Source organism: Pseudoalteromonas sp. J2K-J979 (assembly GCF_058169715.2).
The window spans coordinates 265,217-282,269 of sequence record NZ_CM200281.1; the positions used below are offsets into that span (position 1 = coordinate 265,217).

The 17,053-nt window shown below is 44.1% G+C and carries 11 protein-coding genes and 3 rRNA genes; 11 read left to right on the forward strand and 3 right to left on the reverse strand.

Annotated elements, in window-relative coordinates:
- Positions 1 to 4: 4 nt before the first annotated feature.
- The 10 genes from secY to rrf all read left to right on the forward strand — a co-directional run bounded on the left by secY (position 5) and on the right by rrf (position 10,004).
- Positions 5 to 1,333 (forward strand): preprotein translocase subunit SecY, encoded by a 1,329-nt coding sequence (secY, locus tag AC3KVK_RS01270; RefSeq protein ID WP_086745972.1) that lies wholly within the window; start codon positions 5 to 7, stop codon positions 1,331 to 1,333.
- Between the two features lie 22 nt (positions 1,334 to 1,355).
- Positions 1,356 to 1,469: a 50S ribosomal protein L36 gene (rpmJ, locus tag AC3KVK_RS01275; RefSeq protein WP_002959476.1), complete on the forward strand. Its 114-nt coding sequence runs from the start codon at positions 1,356 to 1,358 to the stop codon at positions 1,467 to 1,469.
- 128 nt (positions 1,470 to 1,597) lie between these two features.
- A complete protein-coding gene (rpsM, locus tag AC3KVK_RS01280) occupies positions 1,598 to 1,954 on the forward strand; it encodes a 30S ribosomal protein S13 (protein ID WP_086745973.1) in 357 nt (118 codons plus the stop codon).
- Between the two features lie 11 nt (positions 1,955 to 1,965).
- Positions 1,966 to 2,352 carry a 30S ribosomal protein S11 gene (gene rpsK, locus AC3KVK_RS01285; RefSeq protein WP_009839382.1) on the forward strand — a complete coding sequence of 129 codons (387 nt, stop codon included), beginning with the start codon at positions 1,966 to 1,968 and terminating at the stop codon, positions 2,350 to 2,352.
- Between the two features lie 23 nt (positions 2,353 to 2,375).
- Positions 2,376 to 2,996 carry a 30S ribosomal protein S4 gene (gene rpsD / locus AC3KVK_RS01290; RefSeq protein WP_086745974.1) on the forward strand — a complete coding sequence of 207 codons (621 nt, stop codon included), beginning with the start codon at positions 2,376 to 2,378 and terminating at the stop codon, positions 2,994 to 2,996.
- A 23-nt stretch (positions 2,997 to 3,019) separates the two neighbouring features.
- The gene (locus tag AC3KVK_RS01295) at positions 3,020 to 4,006 is read left to right on the forward strand and encodes a DNA-directed RNA polymerase subunit alpha (protein ID WP_086745975.1); all 987 of its coding nucleotides are present in this window, start codon (positions 3,020 to 3,022) and stop codon (positions 4,004 to 4,006) included.
- A 40-nt stretch (positions 4,007 to 4,046) separates the two neighbouring features.
- Positions 4,047 to 4,448 (forward strand): 50S ribosomal protein L17, encoded by a 402-nt coding sequence (gene rplQ / locus AC3KVK_RS01300; RefSeq protein ID WP_086745976.1) that lies wholly within the window; start codon positions 4,047 to 4,049, stop codon positions 4,446 to 4,448.
- 620 nt (positions 4,449 to 5,068) lie between these two features.
- Positions 5,069 to 6,602 (forward strand): 16S ribosomal RNA (locus AC3KVK_RS01305).
- Between the two features lie 273 nt (positions 6,603 to 6,875).
- Positions 6,876 to 9,759, forward strand: a 23S ribosomal RNA gene (locus AC3KVK_RS01310).
- 130 nt (positions 9,760 to 9,889) lie between these two features.
- Positions 9,890 to 10,004, forward strand: a 5S ribosomal RNA gene (gene rrf / locus AC3KVK_RS01315).
- The 16S, 23S and 5S rRNA genes sit together here, the layout of an rRNA operon.
- Before the next feature lie 559 nt (positions 10,005 to 10,563).
- On the opposite strand, the gene AC3KVK_RS01320 is transcribed toward rrf, so the two are convergent.
- Genes AC3KVK_RS01320 through AC3KVK_RS01330 form a run of 3 tightly spaced genes read right to left on the reverse strand, consistent with a single transcriptional unit; the run spans position 10,564 to position 14,925 of the window.
- Complete coding sequence (locus AC3KVK_RS01320; protein WP_490311229.1) at positions 10,564 to 11,304, reverse strand: phosphoadenylyl-sulfate reductase; 741 nt, start codon at positions 11,302 to 11,304, stop codon at positions 10,564 to 10,566.
- Between the two features lie 53 nt (positions 11,305 to 11,357).
- Positions 11,358 to 13,067, reverse strand: coding sequence for an assimilatory sulfite reductase (NADPH) hemoprotein subunit (gene cysI / locus AC3KVK_RS01325; RefSeq protein WP_490311228.1), 1,710 nt, complete (start codon positions 13,065 to 13,067; stop codon positions 11,358 to 11,360).
- A gap of 49 nt (positions 13,068 to 13,116) precedes the next feature.
- Positions 13,117 to 14,925, reverse strand: a complete 1,809-nt coding sequence (locus AC3KVK_RS01330; RefSeq protein ID WP_490311227.1) for an assimilatory sulfite reductase (NADPH) flavoprotein subunit — start codon at positions 14,923 to 14,925, stop codon at positions 13,117 to 13,119.
- 466 nt (positions 14,926 to 15,391) lie between these two features.
- On the opposite strand from AC3KVK_RS01330, the gene AC3KVK_RS01335 reads away from it, so the two are divergent.
- Positions 15,392 to 17,011 carry an HNH endonuclease signature motif containing protein gene (locus AC3KVK_RS01335; RefSeq protein WP_490311226.1) on the forward strand — a complete coding sequence of 540 codons (1,620 nt, stop codon included), beginning with the start codon at positions 15,392 to 15,394 and terminating at the stop codon, positions 17,009 to 17,011.
- Positions 17,012 to 17,053: the final 42 nt, after the last annotated feature.

Sequence of the window (17,053 nt, forward strand, 5' to 3'; positions counted from 1 at the left end):
TACCATGGCTAAACCAGGTCTAGATATGCAAAGTGCCCAAAGTGGTCTAGCGGAATTGAAGCGTCGCTTACTATTCGTACTCGGAGCTATAATCATTTACCGTTTAGGTTCATTTGTGCCAATCCCTGGTATTGACGCCGCTGTACTAGCCGAATTCTTCGAGCAACAAAAGGGCACCATAGTTGAAATGTTTAACATGTTCAGCGGTGGTGCGCTTGAGCGAGCATCGGTATTGGCATTAGGTATCATGCCTTACATCTCAGCTTCGATTATTATGCAGCTATTGACGCACATACATCCCGCGATGATAGAGCTTAAGAAAGAAGGTGAACAAGGTCGTAAGAAGATCAGTCAATACACTCGATATGCTACGCTCGTGCTAGCAACTGTACAATCAATCGGTATTGCAACCGGTTTACCAAATATGATGCAAGGTCTGGTCGTAAACCCAGGTTTTGGTTTCTATTTCACTGCTGTTGTGAGTTTGGTAACTGGTACAATGTTCTTGATGTGGTTGGGCGAGCAAATTACGGAACGTGGTATCGGTAACGGTATATCAGTTCTTATATTTGTTGGTATTGTTGCTAACCTGCCGTCTGCTATTGGTTCGACAGCCGAAATGGCGCGCCAAGGTGATTTGAATGTTTTAATGCTGTTAGTGATTGCTGTAATTGTATTTGCTGTAACTTACTTAGTGGTGTTCTTTGAGCGTGGTCAACGACGTATAGTTGTTAATTATGCAAAGCGTCAGCAAGGCCGTCAGGTATTTGCCGCACAAAGCACACATCTACCACTGAAAGTAAATATGGCTGGTGTTATTCCACCAATCTTTGCTAGTAGTATTATTCTGTTCCCTGGTACAATTGCCAGCTGGTTTGGTCAGGGCGAAGGTCCTGTTGCTGATGCATTACAAACTATCTCATTAGCCCTGTCCCCAGGACAGCCGCTTTATGCGATGGTATTAGCTGCAGCAATTATCTTCTTCTGCTTTTTCTATACAGCGTTGGTATTTAATCCACGTGAAACAGCAGATAACCTGAAAAAGTCTGGTGCATTTATACCAGGTATTCGTCCAGGTGAGCAGACATCGAAATACATTGATAAAGTGATGACACGCCTGACATTGGCAGGTGCTTTGTATATTACCTTTATCTGTCTGGTGCCCGAGTTCATGACAATGGCATGGCAAACGCCATTCTATTTCGGCGGTACATCAATTTTGATTATCGTTGTTGTGATTATGGACTTTATGGCACAAGTACAGACCCATCTGATGTCACATCAGTATGATTCTGTGCTGAAAAAAGCTAACCTTAAAGGCTACGGTCGATAAGGTCAGTCTACGGAGTTGAGTTATGAAAGTTCGTGCTTCCGTTAAGAAAATTTGCCGTAACTGTAAAGTTATTAAACGTGCCGGTGTTGTACGTGTAATTTGCAGTGAGCCTAAGCACAAGCAAAGGCAAGGCTAAGTAATAGTCGTACAGGCTGAGTAAAAACTACTCAGCCTGTGTTCTTGGTTGAAGTTTGATTATTGGTTGAGTATCCTAACGGGCTTTTCAACAGAATATAATCAAATTCTAATATAGGAGATGTGTTAGTGGCCCGTATTGCTGGCATTAACGTCCCTGATCATAAACATGCTGTTATTGCATTAACTGCTATTTATGGTGTTGGTAAAACTCGCTCTAAGGCTATCTTAGCTGCGACAGGAATCGCTGAAACAACTAAAATCGGCGAATTAAACGAAGAATTACTTGATGTACTTCGTGAAGAAGTAGGCAAGTACACCGTTGAAGGTGACCTTCGTCGTGAAATCACATTAAATATCAAACGTCTTATGGACCTTGGTTGCTATCGTGGTCTTCGTCATCGTCGCTCTTTACCACTACGTGGTCAAAGAACTAAGACTAACGCGCGTACTCGTAAGGGTCCTCGTAAGCCTATTAAGCGATAAGGGTAAAGACAATGGCTAAAGCACCAATTCGTCGTAAGAAGGTTAAAAAGCAAGTTGCTGATGGTATGGCTCATGTCCATGCATCTTTCAACAACACTATTGTAACGATTACAGATCGCCAAGGTAATGCTTTATCTTGGGCAACTGCAGGTGGTTCAGGTTTCCGTGGTTCACGTAAATCTACTCCATTCGCTGCACAGGTTGCTGCTGAGCGTGCAGGTACTGCTGCTCAAGAGTACGGTTTGAAAAACCTAGAAGTATTCATTAAGGGTCCAGGTCCAGGCCGTGAGTCTGCTGTACGTGCACTTAATGCTGTAGGTTACCGTATTACAAACATCACTGACGTGACGCCAATTCCTCATAATGGTTGTCGTCCACCGAAGAAACGTCGCGTATAACAATAGGTTAGTGGAGAAAGAACATGGCTAGATATTTGGGCCCTAAGCTCAAGCTAAGTCGTCGTGAAGGTACTGACCTGTTCCTTAAAAGCGGCGTTAGAGCGATTGACTCTAAATGTAAACTAGAGACAGCACCTGGTCAGCATGGCGCCCGTAAAGGTCGTTTATCTGATTACGGTTTGCAGTTACGTGAAAAGCAAAAAGTACGTCGTATTTACGGTGTATTAGAAAAGCAATTCCGCAACTACTATAAAGATGCTGCTCGTATTAAAGGCAACACTGGCGAAAACCTTTTACAACTTCTAGAACAACGTCTAGATAATGTTGTATACCGTATGGGTTTTGCAAGTACTCGTGCTGAAGCACGTCAACTTGTAAGCCACAAGTCGGTTATGGTTAACGGTATTGTTGTTAACATTCCTTCTTACAGAATCACTGCAGATGATGTAGTTGTTATTCGTGAGAAAGCTAAGAAGCAAGCACGTATTGTTGCTGCTCTTGAGTTAGCAGAACAACGTGAAAAACCAACTTGGGTTGAAGTAGACGGTAGCAAAATGGAAGGCGTTTTCAAACGTTTACCAGAGCGTTCTGATCTGTCTGCAGATATTAACGAACAGCTAATCGTCGAACTTTACTCTAAGTAAAGTAAGAGTTAAGAGAGGATAAAATGCAGGGTTCTGTAACCGAATTCCTAAAGCCAAGATTAGTCGAAATCGACGCAGTCTCACCAACACGTTCTAAAGTAGTTTTAGAGCCGTTAGAGCGTGGCTTTGGCCACACTCTTGGTAATGCTTTACGCCGTATATTACTTTCATCTATGCCAGGATGTGCAGTGACTGAAGTCGAAATCGATGGCGTATTGCACGAGTACAGCGCGAAAGAAGGCGTACAAGAAGACATCATTGAAATATTGTTAAACCTCAAAAGTTTGGCAGTTACTCTAGAAGGTAAAGATGAAGTTTTCCTTACCCTGACAAAATCAGGCGTAGGCCCTGTAACTGCGGCAGACATTCAGCATGATGGTGATGTTACGATCTGTAATCCAGATCATGTGATTTGTCATTTAACGACAGATAGCAGCAATATCAGCATGCGTATACGTGTTGAACGTGGTCGTGGTTATGTTCCTGCATCTAACCGTTTATCCTCTGATGACGATGAGCGCCCAATAGGCCGTTTGTTGCTTGATGCATCATTCAGCCCGGTTGAGCGTATTGCGTACTCGGTTGAATCAGCTCGTGTTGAACAACGTACAGATTTAGATAAGTTAATTATCGATATGGAAACTAATGGTACTTTGGATCCTGAAGAAGCGATCCGTCGTGCCTCAACAATCTTAGCTGAACAGCTAGATGCATTCGTAGATTTACGTGATGTTTCAGAGCCAGAAGCGAAAGAAGAGAAGCCAGAATTCGATCCGATTCTACTTCGCCCTGTCGATGACCTTGAATTAACTGTACGTTCAGCGAACTGTTTGAAAGCCGAGCAAATTCAATATATCGGTGATTTAGTTCAGCGCACTGAAGTTGAGCTTCTTAAAACACCTAATTTAGGTAAGAAGTCTCTAACAGAAATTAAAGACGTGCTAGCTTCACGTGGCTTATCTTTAGGCATGCGCCTTGAGAATTGGCCGCCTGCAAGCCTTGCTGAATAATATAACTCACTGAATTAAGTTTAGTTAGAAGGATAGGGTAATGCGCCATCGTAAGAGTGGTCGTCAATTAAATCGCAATAGCAGCCATCGCAAAGCGATGTTTAGCAATATGGCAGGTTCTTTGGTGAAGCACGAAATCATCAAAACAACTTTACCAAAAGCTAAAGAGTTGCGTCGTGTAATTGAGCCTTTAATCACACTGGCTAAGACTGATAGCGTTGCAAATCGCCGTTTAGCGTTTGCTCGCACGCGTGATAATGAAGTTGTTGGTAAATTGTTTAACGAGCTAGGCCCTCGCTTTGAAGGTCGTCCTGGTGGTTACACTCGCATTTTGAAGTGTGGCTTCCGTGCTGGTGACAATGCTCCAATGGCTTATGTTGAGCTAGTAGGTCGTGTTTCTACGACTGAAGAAGTTCAAGAAGACGCACAGTCTGCAGAGTAAGTCTGATATGACAAAAAAAGCCGAGCATTAGCTCGGCTTTTTTATGTATCAAATTTATTATCTGCTTATAAAAATACACATTAGTAAAATCTACAGAAGTAAAAAATCTATATGTGTTTACTAGTCATTAAAGAATTACTTTGTCATGCCGTTAGTTGAACTATAAGTAAAAGCTTTCTTTTTGAGCGTTTCGTACTAATTTCGCCCTAAAACGATCTTTTTTACATTTTTCTGCAAATAACCCTTGCCAAAAAAGTTCGCCGCTCTATAATGCGACCCCACTGAGACGGCAGGCAGCAACGCTTAGCGAGGCGCAGGTCGAATCAGAGAGTTAAATAAAACTTAGTTTGGTTTTGAAAAAGAATTTAAAATTAAGTGTTGACTTGAAAAGTGAAACGTTTATTATGGCGCTCCACTTCGCAGCAAGCTCCTAGAGTTGGCGCTGCAACGTTCTTTAACAATATAAAGCAATCATCTGTGTGGGCACTCGTACAGGTTGAGTTCTAACAGCTAAGTTGCTTAGGTAACGAAGCAAAAAATTTAGAGTCTCAATTTAGTAAAGTGAGTGACTACACAGTCATAAACAGAATTCATTGAGCAGTCGAAAGACTAAAAACTTTTAATTGAAGAGTTTGATCATGGCTCAGATTGAACGCTGGCGGCAGGCCTAACACATGCAAGTCGAGCGGTAACATTTCTAGCTTGCTAGAAGATGACGAGCGGCGGACGGGTGAGTAATGCTTGGGAACATGCCTTGAGGTGGGGGACAACAGTTGGAAACGACTGCTAATACCGCATAATGTCTACGGACCAAAGGGGGCTTCGGCTCTCGCCTTTAGATTGGCCCAAGTGGGATTAGCTAGTTGGTGAGGTAAAGGCTCACCAAGGCGACGATCCCTAGCTGGTTTGAGAGGATGATCAGCCACACTGGAACTGAGACACGGTCCAGACTCCTACGGGAGGCAGCAGTGGGGAATATTGCACAATGGGGGAAACCCTGATGCAGCCATGCCGCGTGTGTGAAGAAGGCCTTCGGGTTGTAAAGCACTTTCAGTCAGGAGGAAAGGTTAGTAGTTAATACCTGCTAGCTGTGACGTTACTGACAGAAGAAGCACCGGCTAACTCCGTGCCAGCAGCCGCGGTAATACGGAGGGTGCGAGCGTTAATCGGAATTACTGGGCGTAAAGCGTACGCAGGCGGTTGATTAAGCGAGATGTGAAAGCCCCGGGCTCAACCTGGGAACTGCATTTCGAACTGGTCAACTAGAGTGTGATAGAGGGTGGTAGAATTTCAGGTGTAGCGGTGAAATGCGTAGAGATCTGAAGGAATACCGATGGCGAAGGCAGCCACCTGGGTCAACACTGACGCTCATGTACGAAAGCGTGGGGAGCAAACAGGATTAGATACCCTGGTAGTCCACGCCGTAAACGATGTCTACTAGAAGCTGGGGTCCTCGGACAACTTTTTCAAAGCTAACGCATTAAGTAGACCGCCTGGGGAGTACGGCCGCAAGGTTAAAACTCAAATGAATTGACGGGGGCCCGCACAAGCGGTGGAGCATGTGGTTTAATTCGATGCAACGCGAAGAACCTTACCTACACTTGACATCCAGAGAATTTTCTAGAGATAGAATTGTGCCTTCGGGAACTCTGAGACAGGTGCTGCATGGCTGTCGTCAGCTCGTGTTGTGAGATGTTGGGTTAAGTCCCGCAACGAGCGCAACCCCTATCCTTAGTTGCCAGCGAGTAGTGTCGGGAACTCTAAGGAGACTGCCGGTGATAAACCGGAGGAAGGTGGGGACGACGTCAAGTCATCATGGCCCTTACGTGTAGGGCTACACACGTGCTACAATGGCAGGTACAGAGGGCAGCGAGCTGGCGACAGTGAGCGAATCCCTTAAAGCTTGTCGTAGTCCGGATTGGAGTCTGCAACTCGACTCCATGAAGTCGGAATCGCTAGTAATCGCAAATCAGAATGTTGCGGTGAATACGTTCCCGGGCCTTGTACACACCGCCCGTCACACCATGGGAGTGGGTTGCACCAGAAGTAGCTAGCTTAACCTTCGGGAGGGCGGTTACCACGGTGTGATTCATGACTGGGGTGAAGTCGTAACAAGGTAGCCCTAGGGGAACCTGGGGCTGGATCACCTCCTTATCACGATTTAGAACTGATTTGTTCGTAGTGTCCACACAGATGATTGTTAGTTAGTACTTGGTACTAATTAATATTGCTCTTTAAAAATTTGGAAAGCTGATAAAAAAATTCTAGCGAATATTCTTCGGAATGTTTGTTAAGAGTTTTCAAAAGTAAAATTATGCCATTTGCATCGAAAGATGTGATTGGTGTCTACTTTAGTATTCAATATTTAACTTCTGGCGAAGTTTAAATCAGTCCTTTGTATATAATTCAAACTATTTTGGGTTGTATGGTTAAGTGACTAAGCGTACACGGTGGATGCCTTGGCAGTTGGAGGCGATGAAGGACGTATTAACTTGCGATAAGCTTAGTCGAGCTAGTAAAAAGCACTTGAGACTAAGATTTCCGAATGGGGAAACCCACCTGTTTACAGGTATCGTTAACTGAATACATAGGTTAACGAGGCGAACGCGGAGAACTGAAACATCTAAGTACCCGTAGGAAAAGAAATCAACCGAGATTCCGGAAGTAGCGGCGAGCGAAACCGGAACAGCCCTTAAGCTTATTTGTGATTAGTGGAACGCTCTGGAAAGTGCGGCGACACAGGGTGATAGCCCCGTACATGAAAATCTATAGTAAGTGAAATCGAGTAGGTCGGGACACGTGTTATCTTGACTGAATATAGGGGGACCATCCTCTAAGGCTAAATACTCCCAACTGACCGATAGTGAACCAGTACCGTGAGGGAAAGGCGAAAAGAACCCCTGTGAGGGGAGTGAAATAGAACCTGAAACCGTGTACGTACAAGCAGTAGGAGCCTACTAGTTAGGTGACTGCGTACCTTTTGTATAATGGGTCAGCGACTTATATTTTGTAGCGAGGTTAACCAATTAGGGGAGCCGTAGGGAAACCGAGTCTTAACTGGGCGTATAGTTGCAAGGTATAGACCCGAAACCCGGTGATCTAGCCATGGGCAGGTTGAAGGTTGAGTAACATCAACTGGAGGACCGAACCCACTAACGTTGAAAAGTTAGGGGATGACTTGTGGCTAGGAGTGAAAGGCTAATCAAACCGGGAGATAGCTGGTTCTCCCCGAAATCTATTTAGGTAGAGCCTCGGACGAATACTTACGGGGGTAGAGCACTGTTAAGGCTAGGGGGTCATCCCGACTTACCAACCCTTTGCAAACTCCGAATACCGTAAAGTACTATCCGGGAGACACACGGCGGGTGCTAACGTCCGTCGTGAAGAGGGAAACAACCCAGACCGCCAGCTAAGGTCCCAAAGTGTATGTTAAGTGGGAAACGATGTGGAAAGGCCCAGACAGCCAGGAGGTTGGCTTAGAAGCAGCCATCCTTTAAAGAAAGCGTAATAGCTCACTGGTCGAGTCGGTCTGCGCGGAAGATGTAACGGGGCTAAACATACCACCGAAGCTGCGGCTGCGTACTTATGTATGCGGGGTAGGGGAGCGTTCTGTAAGCCGTTGAAGGTGAACCGGGAGGTTTGCTGGAGGTATCAGAAGTGCGAATGCTGACATGAGTAACGATAATGCGGGTGAAAAACCCGCACGCCGGAAGACCAAGGGTTCCTATCCCATGTTAATCAGGGTAGGGTGAGTCGACCCCTAAGGCGAGGCGGAAACGCGTAGTCGATGGGAAACGGGTTAATATTCCCGTACTCGGCATGAATGCGATGGGGAGACGGAGCAGGCTAGGCAAGCATGGCGTTGGTTGTCCATGTAAAAGTAAGTAGGTTGAGAACTTAGGCAAATCCGGGTTCTTAAGACTGAGATACGAGACGAGCTACTACGGTAGTGAAGTTGTTGATGCCATACTTCCAGGAAAATCCTCTAAGCTTCAGTTCATGCTGAATCGTACCCCAAACCGACACAGGTGGTCAGGTAGAGAATACTAAGGCGCTTGAGAGAACTCGGGTGAAGGAACTAGGCAAAATAGTACCGTAACTTCGGGAGAAGGTACGCTGCTGACGGTGATAGGACTTGCTCCTTAAGCTGTTGGCAGTCACAGTAACCAGGTGGCTGGGACTGTTTATTAAAAACACAGCACTGTGCAAAATCGAAAGATGACGTATACGGTGTGACACCTGCCCGGTGCCGGAAGGTTAATTGATGGGGTTATCTTCGGAGAAGCTCTTGATCGAAGCCCCGGTAAACGGCGGCCGTAACTATAACGGTCCTAAGGTAGCGAAATTCCTTGTCGGGTAAGTTCCGACCTGCACGAATGGTGTAACCATGGCCACGCTGTCTCCACCCGAGACTCAGTGAAATTGAAATCGCAGTGAAGATGCTGTGTACCCGCGGCTAGACGGAAAGACCCCGTGAACCTTTACTACAGCTTGGCACTGAACATTGAACCTACATGTGTAGGATAGGTGGGAGACTTTGAAGCAGCGACGCTAGTTGTTGTGGAGTCGTCCTTGAAATACCACCCTTGTAGTTTTGATGTTCTAACGTAGGCCCCTAATCGGGGTTGCGGACAGTGCCTGGTGGGTAGTTTGACTGGGGCGGTCTCCTCCCAAAGAGTAACGGAGGAGCACGAAGGTTTGCTAAGTACGGTCGGACATCGTACGGTTAGTGTAATGGTAGAAGCAAGCTTAACTGCGAGACGGACAAGTCGAGCAGGTACGAAAGTAGGTCATAGTGATCCGGTGGTTCTGAATGGAAGGGCCATCGCTCAACGGATAAAAGGTACTCCGGGGATAACAGGCTGATACCGCCCAAGAGTTCATATCGACGGCGGTGTTTGGCACCTCGATGTCGGCTCATCACATCCTGGGGCTGAAGTCGGTCCCAAGGGTATGGCTGTTCGCCATTTAAAGTGGTACGCGAGCTGGGTTTAGAACGTCGTGAGACAGTTCGGTCCCTATCTGCCGTGGGCGTTTGAGAATTGAGAGGGGCTGCTCCTAGTACGAGAGGACCGGAGTGGACGAACCGCTGGTGTTCGGGTTGTCATGCCAATGGCACTGCCCGGTAGCTACGTTCGGAATCGATAAGCGCTGAAAGCATCTAAGCGCGAAGCGAGCCTCGAGATGAGTTCTCACTTGGAGTTTAACTCCACTAAAGGGCCGTTGGAGACTACAACGTTGATAGGTAGGATGTGGAAGCGCTGCGAGGCGTTAAGCTAACCTATACTAATTACCCGTGAGGCTTAACCATACAACGCCAAAGTGGTTTGTATGAAGCACTGATGAATAAGCAAGAAGTTAGATAGACTGAAGTAGACAATTTTAAAATCAGCGTTCCGAATTTAGTTTTACGGCGAAAGCGGTAAAACGGCAAAATTTTGCTTGGTGACAATAGCGTTTTGGACCCACCTGACTCCATTCCGAACTCAGTAGTGAAACGAAACAGCGCCGATGGTAGTGTGGGATTACCCATGTGAGAGTAGGACATCGCCAGGCTCCTATTAAGAAAAGCCCGACTCAATGAGTCGGGCTTTTTGCTGTCTGCATTTTTATTATCATTCAACTCTTTTGATTGTAGTGATGTAATATTTTTAGAATATAACGAAGTATTGTTTTAGATACTCTCTTCGAATCGTTTGATAAATGTTTGTCAGTGAATTATCAAGCTAATGACATACCTTGTTTAACTTTATTCTTCTCGTTTTTCTCGCTTGAGATGCTGGACTAATACTTTCGAATACTAGCTACATTCATTGTTCACGATATCGAACATGCTTTCACAATCAAATTTGAGTAGGATTTCGACCTTGAATACCACAATATTGTTGAGCGAGCTTGGAGAAAATCGCCTTTTTCAGCTTGCTTAAAAGTAGTTAATGTAAATTCTAGACTTTAGTCAGTCTGAGTGTATTTTACTCTTTGATTATCTGTATGTGCGGCGATATGCATTAACAGTCTAAACACATTTTAGGACGGGATAGAGATTTAATTTAAGGCAAAAAAAAGCGCCACCGTTACGTTGCGCTAAATGTTTCATGTTGGATTCGATTTTTGATTAAATACCATCACCATCTATATGGAGGCCACACTCGCGGTTTAGACCAAAGAATCGAGTTTCTTCTTCTGTCATACCCGGCTCTAGTTTTCGAGTTGTGTGTACATCACCCATTGAGACATAGCCATGCTCCCAAAGAGGGTGATATGGGAGGTCATGCTTAGTTAGGTATTGATAAACATCGCGGTTATTCCAGTCAATGATTGGGTAGAATTTAACAGTCCCTCTACTTAACTCAACAATGTTTTTGTCAGCTCTAGTTGATGATTGCGCCCGTCTTAACCCGCTATACCATGTACCGGCTTGGAGTTCGTTTAAGGCGCGAGTCATTGGTTCGACTTTGTTAAGCTGATTATATTTTTTGATCCCTTGCTCATCTTGCTCCCACAGCTTCCCATATTTAGCTTCTTGCCATGCTGGGCTCTGCTCGGAACGGTATACCTTCAAATTGAGGGATAAGCGCTCAGTGAGCGTATCAATAAACTGATAGGTTTCTGGAAAAAGGTAACCTGTATCGGTCAGTACCACCGGGATATCAGATTTTTGACTCGTGAGTAGGTGTAGCATTACAGCTGCTTGGATACCAAAACTAGATGATAGAAAATGGGTGTCAGGTAAGTTTTCTAACGCCCAAGCAACACGTTCTTCAGCTGTTTTATCAACGAGCAGAGCATTTGCTTCGGCCAATAGTTCCTTTTGGCTTTGCGGGTCCAGCGTTAAGATATTTTTGAATGTATTCATTATCATAATCCAGTTATCAGTTTGCTGTGTGCTCAGCACACAGCATTGAGCTATTATGCATAAAAGTCAGTTTTACTGACTTTTACTTCTGCAACCACGCCAGTACGAATGACGAAGTCACCAAAGCATTCGCCTTCATTGCGTTGCGTCGCCCAGTTGCCAATTAATTGGTCTAGCTCGGCGAGGATGATATCTTCACCCACGTTTTCTTTATAAAGTTTAGGGATACGGGTTCCTTCTCTGTTGCCCCCTAAGTGGAAGTTGTACTTTCCAGGCCCTTTACCGACTAGTCCAACTTCTGCGAGCATGGCACGTCCACAGCCGTTCGGGCAGCCGACGACACGCAGAATAATATTATCTTCAGCAATCTTATGTTTATTCAGTAAAGCTTCGACCTTTTCGATTAAGCTTGGTAAATAGCGCTCAGCTTCTGCCATAGCTAATGGGCAAGTTGGTAGAGATACACAGGCCATCGAATTAATGCGTTGTGGTGTGTGAGTATCATCAATTAAGCCATGATCACGTGCTATTTTCTCAATAATGTCTTTTTGATCTGCTGGCACTCCTGCCACAATCAGGTTTTGATTGGCAGTCATGCGGAAATCACCTTGGTGGATCTCTGCGATTTTGCGACAACCAGTCTTGAGTGGCTGATTTGGGTAATCCAAAATTCGGCCGCTTTGGATAAATAGGGTTAGGTGGAACTTTCCATCGATTCCTTCTACCCAACCAATGCGATCGCCGCGTGAAGTAAATTTATACGGACGACTATCTTCAAATATCACACCTGCGCGTGCCTCGACTTCTGCTTTAAATGCATCTGAACCAAAAGTATCGAGCGTGTATTTTGTTTTCGCATTCTTACGGTTAACACGATTCCCCCAATCTCGTTGAACTGAAACCACATTTTCAGCAATCTTCAGTGTGTGCTCTAATGGGATAAATCCAAAGTCATCAGCTTTGCGTGGATACGTTGCTGTGTCACCATGCGTCATCGCTAAACCGCCGCCAACTAACACGTTGAAACCGACTAGTTTTCCGTTCTCTGCAATGGCTACAAAGTTTAAGTCGTTAGCGTGCACATCCACTTCATTATTGGGTGGTATGGTGACTGTTGTTTTAAATTTACGAGGCAAGTAAGTCGAGCCTAAAATCGGCTCTTCCGTAGTTTCTGCTTTTTCACCATTTAACCAAATTTCAGCATACGCTTTGGTATGCGGGAGTAAATGTTCAGAAATTTTAGTTGCCCACTCGTAGGCTTCTTGATGAAGCTCAGACTCGACCGGATTAGTTGTACATAATACATTTCGGTTTACATCACCAGCCGTTGCAATCGAATCTATACCCACGCTGTTGAGCATTTGATGCATATCTTTGATATTTGGTTTAAGTACGCCGTGGAACTGAAAGGTCTGGCGAGTGGTTAAACGAATACTGCCATAACTTGTTTTATCCTCAGCAAACTTATCAATCGCTAACCATTGCTCTGGTTTGATGATACCGCCAGGCATACGCGCACGGAGCATCACGTTATGTAACGGCTCAAGCTTTTGTTTGGTACGCTCAGGGCGGATATCACGGTCATCTTGCTGATACATGCCGTGAAAGCGGATCAGTTGGAAATTATCAGCGGTGAACCCACCGGTGATTTCATCTTTTAAATCTTGTTCTATGGTGCCGCGTAAAAAGTTACTTTGTGTTTTTAAGCGTTCGTTGTCGGCAAATTTTGCATCTTTATCATGCTTACTGTTTGGCTTGCTCATTTTTTTTCCTAGAATTCTTTACTGTGACGGTAGCGGATGTGTGCTTAATTTAGTACACATCTTTTTGGTAGCGATTGTGGCTGCGCAAATCTTTCAGGTATTGCTCAGCATGTTCAGCATCTTTGCCGCCATGTTCGATAATGATATCAATTAGCGCTTGGTGGACATCTTTGGCCATGCGATTTGCATCACCACAAATATAAACATGAGCGCCTTGCTCTAACCAAGCGAATACATCTGCACCTTGTTTACGTAATTTATCTTGTACGTATACTTTTTGTGCTTGATCACGGCTAAATGCCACGTCACATTGTGTTAATAAGCCAGACTTTAAATACGACTGAATTTCAACTTGGTATAGAAAGTCTTGGGTAAAGTGAGGGTTACCAAAAAACAGCCAATTTTTACCTTCGGCACCTTGGCTATCACGCTCTTGTAAAAATGCACGGAAAGGCGCAATACCTGTACCTGGACCCACCATGATAATTGGCGTCTCTGGGTTCGCAGGGAGCCTAAAATTGTCATTGTGCTCAACAAACACTTTTACTTTACAACCTTCTTCAGCACGGTGAGCTAAGTAACCGGAGCACCCACCTAAGTGTTGGCTGCCAAATGCGTCAAATTCAACTACGCCGATTGTAAGGTGAACTTCCTCTTCCACTTCGGATTGACTTGAAGCGATTGAATACAAACGTGCTTGCATTTTACGTGCGCAGTCAACTAACGATTGTGCATCAATCGCTGCAGGGTACTGGCGAATGATATCGAATATCTGACGAGGTTCGATAAACTCGCGCATAGCAGCCTTATCTTCCGTGAATGCTAATAGTTCTGCATTGTTGGTCGCGAGGGCATATTTTTCAACAAAACCCGGGTAAGATTGGGTCAGCTCTAACTTTTCGATTAAAGCATCACGAAGCGAAATTTTTTCATCTGCTAAAGTGACTTGGGTGTCAGCTGAATTGCCCGTTAGTGATATGATTTCATCAACTAAAGCCTCATCATTTAAAAAGAATACGCCTAATGCATCACCTGCTGTGTAGGTGAGACCTGATTCTTCTAATGAAATTTCAACATGGCGAACATCTTTTGTTGAGTCACGCCCAGTAATTTTTTGCACAACAGTAAGCTCAGCAGCAAATGGATTTTGTTTATTGTACTGACTGGTGGTTGCTGCGCCGCCTAATGTAGCCATAGGGATAACTTGAGCACTTGATTGTGCGCTTAATTCTGGTTCGAATGCATCAAGGGTAGAATTAATCCATTGTGCTGCTAAGGCGTCGTAATCAACGTCTAAGTCGGCACGTTCGACAAGTGTTTCGGCACCTAATTTTTGTAAGCGCTGCTCAAAGTCGATCGCTGTTTGGCAGAAAAATTCATAGCTTGAGTCACCTAGGCCTAACACGGCCACTTTGACACCATCAAGTTTAGGTGCTTTTTTAGATACTAAAAATTCATGAAGATTTTCAGCATCTTCAGGTGGTTCACCTTCGCCATATGTCGATACAACGATAGAAAGGTACTTTTCTTTTTTCAGATTGTTAGGTTTGTAATCTGCCATATTAACAAGGTTGACAGCCAAGCCGCGTGATTGCGCTTGCTCTTTTAATTGCGTAGCAACCCCTTTGGCATTTCCGGTTTGTGAACCATATAAAATGGTTAAAGTAGCCGCTTCACCAGCTTGCACTGCAGCACCTGGGGTAGTTGCACCTAATATTGCTGAGTTGGCATTTGCAGCTAAATAACCACTAACCCAAGCCTGTTGAATTGGATTTAGTTCAGCGACTAATCCTTGAAGCTTTTGCACTTGTTCTTGCGTAAGCGGACTAGCCGCGGCTGAAAGTTGACCTAACAACATTGTTGATACCCCATAAACCTGAAAAAAACCGTGTTGTTCGCAGTAAAAACAACAAAGATTCAAAATTGTGTTACCAATATTGCTGGCACTTACAGCGCTAAGCAAAAGGATAATCCTGAGTGTGAAGAATACTCCTGACTCGATGATACAAAAAATAATAGAAAGTGCTTTGATATTCTTTTTTGGAATGAAAGAAGAGTATTTATATAAAAAATGGTTTAAAAACAATCATCGAGGATGGTCGATTGAAAATTGTACGATTTGAGGTGGGTTTATTTAAACAAAAATAATTTAATTTCAATGATCTATATCTTCAGAGTGGATTTAATTTAAGTAAATGCTCAATTGTTTGTTTTTTGTTAATTGATGTAATATATAATTAACATTGAACATCTATAGTTGCTGTTCAAATGAGAAAAATAACCTCAGATTTATTTAATTGAAGGATTGTCAGGTGAAAATTAATATGAAAATAGCATTAACTATTTTTTGTGTGGTGGGTTTTTCTGCCAAAGCGGAAGTTGTTAATGGTGGTTTTGAATCTTGGCAGGGAAGTCGTTTAACGGGCTGGGATACCATTGATTCAGGCATAACAGTTACGCAACAAGGGAATATAGTGAAAGTCGGTTCCTCTGCTGCGCAAGTGCAGGTTAATACGGCCAGTCAGGCATCAACGGATTTATTGCAAAATATTGATGTTATCGCAGGTCAAACTTATGTGTTTTCAACTTGGGTTTATCATACAGAAGGTTCTGTCAAAGCACGCTTAATTGTTGATGGTTATCAAGGTTACTCAGATGAGCACAGTGTCAATCAATGGCAGAAAATTCAATACAGTTATACAGCAACTTCATCAAAGCAAATTACCGTAGGGTTACGTTTTTATGATGTGACAGGGTTTGATGGGAGCGAAATTGTTTATGTTGATGATTTTCAACCTAGCGCAGATCCGACTTCCCCTCCTACTGACACTGAATGCACAGCTGATAATGTGACACTTGCAGTCACAACTGATAACTATGCAAGTGAAACAAGCTGGTCCTTAACCCGTGGTACAAGTGAAATTGATTCAGCAAGTGGGCTAGCGAATAATACTACTTATAACAAAAGTTATTGCCTGCTTGAGGGGGAATATACTTTTACCATTAATGATTCTTATGGTGATGGTATTTGTTGTAATTATGGTCAGGGGTCGTATCAACTGAAAGTCGCTGATGTGGTCGTTGTTTCAGGGGCGAGTTTTACTCGAGTTGAATCTCAATCCTTTACAGTGACAGCGGCCCCTCCTGGTGATGGCGGAGGAACGACCCCGCCGGATTTAGGAACTTATTATAGTCCGGTGACAGGATTAACGGGTTTTGATCTTAAAACAGGCCTTTACAACATTATTGCAGGTCATAACGTGCAAGGATATGGTGCAATATGGGGGTTTTACGAGCAGCATGCGTTGGATAAATATTATGAAAATGATGGCTCGATTTTAGATATTTACTCTGAAAAACCGCAAAGCTCAGACTCATATAATTATGTCAAAGTGAGCAATCAATGTGGTAGTTATAGTGGGGAAGGAGGATGTTATAATCGCGAGCATTCATTCCCGAAAAGCTGGTTTGGCGGGCAAGTTGAGCCTATGAATTCGGATATCCATCATATCTTTGCTACGGATGGTTTCGTTAATTCTAAGCGTAGTAGCTTTCCGTATGGAGAGGTCGGTTCCGCGACGTTTACATCGACAAATGGTAGCAAGGTGGGTAATGCAACGTCAGGTTTAGGTTACTCCGGAACTGTGTTTGAACCGATTGATGAATTTAAAGGTGACTTGGCACGTGCATATTTTTATATGGCGACACGATACGAAAATGCGATCGCTAATTGGCCAAGTAACAGTAGCTATGGCGCGGCGATATTAAATGGGACGAGTAATCAAGTGTTTGAAAACTGGCATATCAGCATGTTATTACGCTGGCATCAGCAAGATCCTGTCAGTCAAAAAGAAATCGATCGCAATAACGCGGCGTTTGAGCACCAAGGAAACCGTAATCCATTTATTGACCACCCTGAGTTTGCGACCATGATTTGGCAATAAAAACTTAGTTCACTTCAGCTCTTTATTTACTGTAATTAAGTA